The 8200-nt window shown below is 69.0% G+C and carries 9 protein-coding genes; 2 read left to right on the forward strand and 7 right to left on the reverse strand.

Translation table 11 applies throughout. From position 1 onward, the window contains the following. Nucleotides 1-52: 52 nt before the first annotated feature. From rbfA to rimP, 6 genes are all read right to left on the reverse strand, one after another. Nucleotides 53-532, reverse strand: a complete 480-nt coding sequence (gene rbfA / locus CEP50_RS05910) for a 30S ribosome-binding factor RbfA (RefSeq protein ID WP_106112891.1) — start codon at nucleotides 530-532, stop codon at nucleotides 53-55. Between the two features lie 136 nt (nucleotides 533-668). Further along, nucleotides 669-962, reverse strand: a complete 294-nt coding sequence (locus CEP50_RS05915) for a DUF503 domain-containing protein (protein ID WP_106112892.1) — start codon at nucleotides 960-962, stop codon at nucleotides 669-671. A gap of 71 nt (nucleotides 963-1033) precedes the next feature. After that, the gene (gene infB, locus CEP50_RS05920) at nucleotides 1034-4192 is read right to left on the reverse strand and encodes a translation initiation factor IF-2 (protein WP_106112893.1); all 3159 of its coding nucleotides are present in this window, start codon (nucleotides 4190-4192) and stop codon (nucleotides 1034-1036) included. 80 nt (nucleotides 4193-4272) lie between these two features. Next, the gene (locus tag CEP50_RS05925) at nucleotides 4273-4800 is read right to left on the reverse strand and encodes a YlxR family protein (RefSeq protein WP_308729364.1); all 528 of its coding nucleotides are present in this window, start codon (nucleotides 4798-4800) and stop codon (nucleotides 4273-4275) included. Next, nucleotides 4685-5764 (reverse strand): transcription termination factor NusA, encoded by a 1080-nt coding sequence (gene nusA / locus CEP50_RS05930; RefSeq protein ID WP_106112895.1) that lies wholly within the window; start codon nucleotides 5762-5764, stop codon nucleotides 4685-4687. The genes CEP50_RS05925 and nusA overlap by 116 nt, the downstream gene beginning before the upstream one ends. Further along, entirely contained in the window at nucleotides 5761-6312 is a 552-nt protein-coding gene (gene rimP, locus CEP50_RS05935; RefSeq protein WP_106112933.1) for a ribosome maturation factor RimP, read from the reverse strand. The genes nusA and rimP overlap by 4 nt, the downstream gene beginning before the upstream one ends. Nucleotides 6313-6583: 271 nt before the next feature. Between rimP and CEP50_RS05940 the strand changes: the two genes are divergently transcribed. Together CEP50_RS05940 and CEP50_RS05945 are read left to right on the forward strand one after the other, a co-directional pair. Next, on the forward strand, nucleotides 6584-7078 hold the full coding sequence (locus CEP50_RS05940; RefSeq protein WP_106112896.1) for a hypothetical protein: 495 nt from the start codon (nucleotides 6584-6586) through the stop codon (nucleotides 7076-7078). Beyond that, on the forward strand, nucleotides 7078-7530 hold the full coding sequence (locus tag CEP50_RS05945) for a ferritin-like domain-containing protein (protein WP_106112897.1): 453 nt from the start codon (nucleotides 7078-7080) through the stop codon (nucleotides 7528-7530). Before CEP50_RS05940 ends, CEP50_RS05945 begins: the two co-directional genes overlap by 1 nt. A gap of 56 nt (nucleotides 7531-7586) precedes the next feature. Here the strand turns inward: CEP50_RS05945 and CEP50_RS05950 are convergent. Next, nucleotides 7587-8200: hypothetical protein (locus tag CEP50_RS05950; RefSeq protein ID WP_106112934.1), on the reverse strand; the 614-nt coding region annotated here is incomplete at its 5' end.

Here is an 8200-nt window from a genome sequence, read left to right on the forward strand (position 1 = left end):
CGAACCGTTCCGGCAGCGAGGAACCCACCTCCGCAGGCGGGAGGAGGATTCCTCAGGCCTCGCCGTCCCGCTCGTCCTCGCCTGCCCCGGAAACACCGTCCGCCTCGACGGACTCGTCCCGCTTCCGGTACGGATCGGCCTCCCCGGCGGGAGCGGCCCCGGAAGCCAGCCGCGCCACTTCCGCGTCGGCCTCCTTGGCCCTGGCCAGGGCCTCGTCCAGCCGACGGGCGTTGGCGGGCACCGAATCGGCGACGAAAGTCAGCGTGGGGGTGAACCGCACACCGGTCTGCCTTCCCACCCGGGAACGCAGCACCCCCGTCGCGCTGTCCAACGCGGCCGCCGTGGCGGCCTCGTCGGCGTCATCACCGAAAACGGTGTAGTAAACCGTCGCGTCCCGCAGGTCCGCCGTGAGCCGCGCGTCGGTGATCGTCACCATGGCCAGCCGTGGGTCCTTGACCTCGTACTCCAACCCGGACGCCACGATCTGCGCGATGCGCTTGGCAAGCCTGCGGGCGCGCGCCGTATCAGCCACGGCGCACCTCCTCTGTCGCTCCGCCACTCTGACGGACGGAGACACTCGTCCTCGTCACCCGAAATCCACGCGAACCCGCCGGAACGGACTCGCCTCACCGCGGAAGCAGAGCACACCACCGCACCACCGAACAAGCTCAGTCCTCGGGACCGAACAGGCGGTGTCGAGCCGAAAGCAGCTCCAGCTCGGGGTAGCCGGCGACGGTGCGCTCGCAGGCCTCCAGGATCTCACGAACCTGTCCGGCTTCGCCGGACACGGCGGAGACCCCCACCACCGCACGACGGTAGAGATCCCGCCCACCGACCTCGGCGACGGCCACCTCGAAACGTCGTCTCAGTTCGGAGACCAGCGGACGGACCAACGCACGCTTCTGCTTCAGCGAACGGACGTCACCGAACAGCACGTCCAGTTCGAGAGTACCGACATACATCAGCGAACAGCACAGTGTCGACGAGTGTGGGGGCGGGGCCGTCGACAACCGACCCCGCCCCGCACAGCCGCTCAGACCCGCGGCTTCTCCTGCATCTCGTAGACCTCGACCACGTCGTCCTCCTTGATGTCCGAGTAGGACCCCAAGGTCAGACCGCACTCGAAGCCTTCCCGCACCTCGGTGGCGTCGTCCTTGTACCGCTTGAGGGAGTTCACCGTCAGGTTGTCGGCCATCACGACGCTGTCGCGCAGCAGACGGGCCTTGGCGTTGCGCCGCACGATCCCGCTGCGCACCATGCAACCGGCGATAACGCCCACCTTCGAGGACTTGAACACCTCGCGGACCTCGGCCCTGCCGAGCTGGACCTCCTCGTACTCGGGCTTGAGCATGCCCTTGAGGGCCTGCTCGATGTCCTCGATGGCGCGGTAGATGACCGAGTAGTACCGGATCTCCACACCCTCGCGGTTGGCCACCTCGGCGGCCTTGCCCTCGGCACGAACGTTGAAACCGAGCACGATGGTGTTCTCGGCGGTCGCCAGGTTGATGTCGCTCTCGTTGATCCCGCCGACACCCCGGTGGATCACCCGCAGCTCGACCTCGTCGCCCACCTCGATCTTGTTCAGGGACTCCTCCAGCGCCTCGACGGTACCGGAGTTGTCACCCTTGATGATCAGGTTGAGCTGGTTGGTCTCCTGCAACACCTTGTCCAGGTCCTCGAGGCTGACCCGCTTGCGCTTGGCCGCGTTCTGCGCCTCCCGCGCCCTGGCGGCGCGACGATCGGCGATCTGACGGGCCACCCGGTCCTCGTCGACCTTGAGGAAGGTGTCACCGGCACCCGGCACCGAGGTGAAACCGACCACCTGCACCGGCTGGGAGGGCTTCGCCTCGGTGACGTCCTGGTCGTACTCGTTGATCATCCGACGCACCCGGCCGTGCGAGCCACCGGCCACGACCGAGTCCCCGATGCGCAACGTTCCCCGCTGCACCAGCACGGAGGCCACGGGGCCGCGACCACGGTCGAGATGGGCCTCGATCGCGACTCCCTGGGCCTGCATGTCCGGGTTCGCCCGCAGATCGAGCATGGCGTCGGCGGTCAGCAGGATCGCCTCCAGCAGCCCCTCGATGTTCTCGCCCTGCTTCGCGGAGATCTCCACGAACATCGTCTCGCCGCCGTACTCCTCGGCGACCAGGCTGTACTCGGTGAGCTGCTGCTTGATCCGGTCCGGGTTGGCGCCGGGCACGTCGATCTTGTTGATCGCCACCACGATCGGCACGTTCGCCGCCTGCGCGTGGTTGATCGCCTCCACCGTCTGGGGCATGACCCCGTCGTCGGCCGCCACCACCAGCACGGCGATGTCCGTCGACTTCGCCCCACGGGCACGCATGGCCGTGAAGGCCTCGTGACCGGGGGTGTCGATGAAGGTGATCGGGCGCTTCTCCCCCTCCAGCTCGGTCTGCACCTGGTAGGCACCGATGTGCTGGGTGATTCCGCCTGCCTCGCCCTCCTGGACGTTCGACTTGCGGATGGTGTCCAGCAGACGGGTCTTACCGTGATCGACGTGGCCCATCACGGTGACCACCGGCGGGCGGGAGACGAGCTGGTCGGGGCTGCTGCCCGGGTCCCCGAAGGTGAGGTCGAAGGACTCCAGCAGTTCCCGGTCCTCGTCCTCGGGACTGACCATCTCGATCTTGTAGTTCATCTCCTGGCCGAGGAGTTCGAGCACCTCGTCGGAGACGGACTGGGTGGCGGTGACCATCTCGCCGAGATGGAACATGGCCTGCACCAGCGAAGCCGGGTTGGCGTTGATCTTCTCGGCGAAGTCGGTCAGCGAGGCGCCACGACGCAGCCGCAGCGACTCCCCGTTGCCGCGAGGCAGACGCACCCCACCCACCGAGGGCGCCTGCATGTTGTCCATGTACTCCTGACGCTTCTGGCGCTTCGACTTGCGCCCGCGCCGGGAGGGACCGCCCGGCTTGCCGAAGGCACCGGCCGCGCCACCGCGACCACCACCGGGACGGCCACGGAAACCACCACTCGGGGGAGCGCCGCCGCCGGGAGCACCGCCCGGGCCACCACGGCCGCCACCGGGACCACCGCGACCGCCACCGGGGCCACCACGGCCACCGCCCGGACCACCGCGACCGCCGCCGGGAGCACCGCCCGGGCCACCACGGCCGCCACCGGGACCACCGCGACCGCCACCGGGGCCACCACGGCCACCGCCCGAGCCGCTTCCGGAACCACTGCCCTGCTTGGGAGCACGCGACGGCATCATTCCGGGGTTCGGCCGGGGAGGCATCATGGCCGGATTCGGCCGCTGACCCTGGCCGGACTTGGCAGCGGGGGCCTGCTGCTCGGTTCCCTGCTGGCCACTCTGCTGGGCGCTCTGCTTGTCCTGGCGCTGACCGCCCTTGTCCTGACGTTGACCGCCCTGGCCACGTCCGGACTGGCGCTGACCGCCCTGTCCGCCCTGCTGCTTACCACCGGAACCGCGCTGTGCGGTCGAACCGGCTCCCACACCGAACGGGTTGTTGCCGACACGGGGGGAACGCGGCCCCGGCTTCGGCGCCTGGGGCTTGGGCGGAACGACACTGCCCTCGCCACCGTCGGTACCGCCGGACTGCTGCTGTTGCTTGGACGGACGCGGTCCCGGCTTGGGAACGTTGCGCGGTCCCGGTTTGGGCACCGAACGCTCCGTCTTGGCCGAACCGGAAGCACTCTGCTGCTCGGACTTCGCCGCCGGAGCCTGCTCGGACCTGCGGGACTTCTGCTCGCCCTGTCCGGAGCCGCCCTGCGAGGGCGAGGAGGTACCCGCGGCCGGGGCCGAGGACTCTCCGGCTCCGTCGGCGGGCTCCGCAGCCGGCTGCTGGGTCTGCGGAGGAGGTCCGGGTTTGGGGCGCGGTCCCGGCTTGGGGACCCTCGAGGAGGGCTTCTCGCCCTGCCCCTCCGAACCCGCGGACCCGGAGGAGGCACTCGTCTCCTGCCGCTTCGCCGCGCCGCTCTCCGACTTCGTCCCCGTGCTTCCGGAGGGTCCGCCGTTGCCCGAGTTCTGCTTGGACGACGCGTCCGTCTTCGCGAACGCGTCCCGCAGTCTGCGCGCCACCGGCGCCTCCACCGTGGACGACGCGGACTTCACGTACTCGCCCTGGTCGGCGAGTTTGTTCAGTACATCCTTGCTCGTAACGCCGAGCTCCTTGGCGAGCTCGTGCACGCGGGCCTTGCCTGCCACTACTCTCCTCGTCTGGTGAGGTCGGGCGGCAGACCCGCTCGACCTCGTCCTACTGCCGGTACGCGTTCATGGCTTCAGCTTCACGGCTGATTCATGACGGGTCGACCTGCTTCCTTCAACTGCCTGGCACGAGAAACTCTCGCATCGGCTTGCTCGTGAGCAACCTGCTCCACGTAGGCCTGCACTGTTTTGCTGTCGAGTTGTCCTTGTACACGCAAAGCACGTGAAAAGGCCCGACGCCGCTCGGCCGAACGCAGGCACGCGGGATCGGGGTGCAACCAGGCACCTCGACCCGGGCGCCTGCGCCGAGGATCGGGGACGGCCCTGGAACCGTCCTCGGCCACCACTCGCAGCAGATCGGAGGCCCACGTTCGGGTCCGACACCCGATACACGTCCGAATCGGCTCGTGAGTTCCACCACGGGCACCAGCTGATCGTGTACGGATTCTCGCTCCCTCTCGTTGAGCCACCTGTGATTCTAACCTGCCGCTGTCACTCTGCCGAACCCACCGTGGGAAGATCGTCCATCGGTGGGACGAAACCCTCGACACCGGGGGGTTCGGCATCGGGATGCCCCGCCATGGTCGTGGGCGAGCTCGGATCCGCATCGCTCCGGATGTCGATGCGCCACCCGGTCAGCCGCGCGGCCAGTCGGGCGTTCTGTCCCTCTTTGCCGATCGCCAACGAAAGCTGGAAGTCCGGCACGATCACTCGCGCCGTCTTCGCGCGCTCGTCGACGACCTCCACCGAGACTACCTTAGCCGGCGACAACGAGTTACCGACGAACGTCGCGGGGTCCTCGGAGAAGTCGATGATGTCGATCTTCTCCTGCCCCAGCTCGTTCATCACGTTGCGCACCCTGGCCCCCATGGGGCCGATGCAGGCTCCCTTGGCGTTGACACCCTCGACCGTGGAACGCACCGCGATCTTCGAACGGTGCCCGGCCTCCCGGGCCACGGAAGGGATCTCCACCGTTCCGTCGGCGATCTCGGGGACCTCCAGGGCGAACAGCCTGCGGACCAGGTTCGGATGCGTCCGGGACAACGTGATCTGGGGACCCCGTACGGTCCGGGAAACTCCCACGACGTAGGACTTGATCCTGGTCCCGTGCTCGTAGCGTTCCCCGGGAACCTGTTCGGCGGCCGGGATCACACCCTCGCTGTCACCGACCTCCACCACGATCATACCACGCGAGTTGGCCTTGGCGTCGCGTTGGATCACGCCGCCGAGGATCTCCCCCTCCTTGGTGGAGAACTCACCGAAGGTCTTCTCGTGTTCGGCGTCCCGGAGACGCTGCAGAATGACCTGGCGTGCCGTGGTGGCCGCGATCCTGCCGAACCCTTCCGGGGTGTCGTCCCACTCCTCGGCAACCTCCCCCTCGGGGGTGAGGCTGTGTGCGATCACACGCACCACGCCGGTCCTGCGATCCACCTCGACCCTGGCGTGCGGCTGGTGTCCCTCGGTGTGCCGATAGGCAGTCAGCAGGGCCGACTCGATGGCCTGAAGGACCGTCTCGAATGGGATGTCCTTGTCGCGTTCGATCGCCCGCAGCGCGGCGATGTCGACGTTCACCTCGACTCCTCCGTGTCTTTTCCGTCGCCCTCGGCGGCGACGTCCGCAGCCCGATCGAGCTTGACCAGTTCTTCCGCCGGTGGCTGCTGGAACTCAACCTCGACCACCGCGCGCTCGATGTCACCGTAAACCAACCGCCGCACCCGGCCGTCGACGAGAACCCACACCCCCGTCTCCTCGGCGGGGCCGACCCTGCCGAGAAGTTCGCCACCGTCGGTCAGTCGGATCCTCGCGAGCCTGTTGCGCGCACGATGCCAGTGCCGCGACCTCGTCAGCGGACGGTCCACTCCCGGAGAGGTGACCTCCAGGGTGTAGGGCCCGGCGAGCACGTGGTCGTACTCCTCCAACGCCTGGGAAAGAGCCCTGCTCACCCTGGCGATGTCGTCGAGTCCGACCCCGTCGTCGGCGTCGATGATCACCCTGAGCTGACGACGACGACCGGACTGCTGCACGTCGAGCTCTTCGAGATCGAACCCCACCTCGGCGACGGTCCGCGACACGGTGGGCCTCAGGTGCGCGACTATTTCGTCCCGCGGCGGGCTGGACACGTTGGCACTCCAAAAACGTCTGACGGGTGAAGTTGTCCGATGCACGGCGACGTCCCGGATCCTCGTCACGAATCCGGCGTCGCTCGCTTCGCGGGAGCGAAGCTCCACGGCCGAGTACACCGATGGAACCGTGGTCCCCCAGGGTATCGCGTCCTCCCGGAGGAAAGCGCGGCACGCGCCCCGCGATCGCGAGGAGGAGACCTCCCCGGCGGCGAGCCCTCCCACCGACCCGGGATCGCCGGTGACGGGGGCTCCGGGGCACCCTGGCAGGATGGAGGTCGTGGATATCCCTCGCGGCCCCCTGTCCAGCTCCGTTTCCCTGAACAGACGCCGACTGCTGGGTCTGTCCGCCCTGCTTCCGTGGGCTCCGGTGCTGCTCGGCTGTTCCGCCTCCGGCGCACCGAGCCCGGATCCGCTCGTGCCGCTGGCCGCCAACGCCGCCGAGGACGAGAGACTCGCCCGGGCCACGGCGGCGGAGGCCGAGCTCTCCGAGCAGGCCGAGTTGGTGGCCCGGGTGCGTGCCGAACACGCGAAGGCGCTGCGCCGGGAGATCGAACGACTGGGGGGCGATCCGGGCACGCCGTCGACCACCTCCCCTCCCTCCCCCGGCCCGGAGTCCACGAGGCCCGGGCGCACGCGGCTGCGCTCCGCACTGCGCGAGGCGCAGGGCAGGGCCGAGGAGACGGTTCCCCTGGTCACCGGTCACCAGGCGGGACTGGTGGGCTCCGTCTCGGCGGCCTGCGCGAGCCTGCTGGAGGTCGTGTGATGAGTTCCACCGAGCTGAGTGAGGACGGCAGCGGGGCCCTCGAACGGGCTCTCGGCGCCGAACACGCCGCCGTGTGGGTGTACGGCCTGGCGAGGGCCTTCGTCCCGGAGTCCGCAACGGGCTCCGCCGTGGAGGAGGGAGCCTCCTCCCACCGCGAACACCGCGACCGTGCGCGCACCCTGCTGCGCGCGGCGGGGGCCACGCCACCGGCTCCCCGAGCGGCCTACCGCACCCCCTCACCGGTGCGGGACCGGAACTCGGCGATACACGCGTTGCTGGCGGTGGAACGGGACTGCTCGGTCGGCTGGGTGGCCGTGTTGGAGCGCTCCCGGAGCACGGAGCTGAGCGAACTGGCCCTGCGGGGACTCACCGGCGCCGCCAGACGGGCCACGAAGTGGCGGATCGAGCTCGGCGAACGGCCGAGTGTCCCGCCCTTTCCCGGAAGGGAGTGAGGGACCGCTCGGGAACGCGCCGCCGGGGGTTGAGGACCGAAGGTGTCCTCGGCCACTCAGCCCGGATTGCGATCCTGGTCCGGCCCCAGCAGCAGGGCTTCGGTGGTCACGTGCTTCAGCCTGCCGTCGTCCCGGTCACTGCGGTGGAAGTACGAGGACTCCCCGATGACCACGAGCCTGTCCCGCTGTTCCGAGGCGTAGCCGTAGTCGTGCGTGAGATCGGGATAGTCCTCGGGAACCTCGTGGCCCGCCGAGACGAGGTCCTGGATGTTGCCCGTGTTGTCCCTGGTGACCAGGTCCTCCAGTTCGGTCGCCGAGGACTCGTCGGGCATCAACACGGTCACCACCGAGGTCAGCACCCGCTCCCCGTTCGGCAGACGGGTGGTGTAGAGGGCACGGGTGACGTGTGAACAGGGATTCGACACGAAGAACTCCGCGACCTTCATCGTCGAGTGCTTCGCGCAGCTCGACGGCTCGTCGAGCATGTAGCGCTCGAACTCGTACTCGGTGTCCGGCTCCTCCGCGCCGGAGCTCTCCGCCGTGGGGGAGGAGGGCGAGGGCGGACTCGGCTTGACGGCCAACCACAGCAGGCCGGACACCACCGAGACGGCACACAGCACGAGAGCCCGGAGCAGCCACCCGGTCGGGCCGACACCCCCCGGCCCCGGAC

This window comes from Actinopolyspora mortivallis (assembly GCF_003001495.1).
GTDB lineage: Bacteria > Actinomycetota > Actinomycetes > Mycobacteriales > Pseudonocardiaceae > Actinopolyspora > Actinopolyspora mortivallis_A.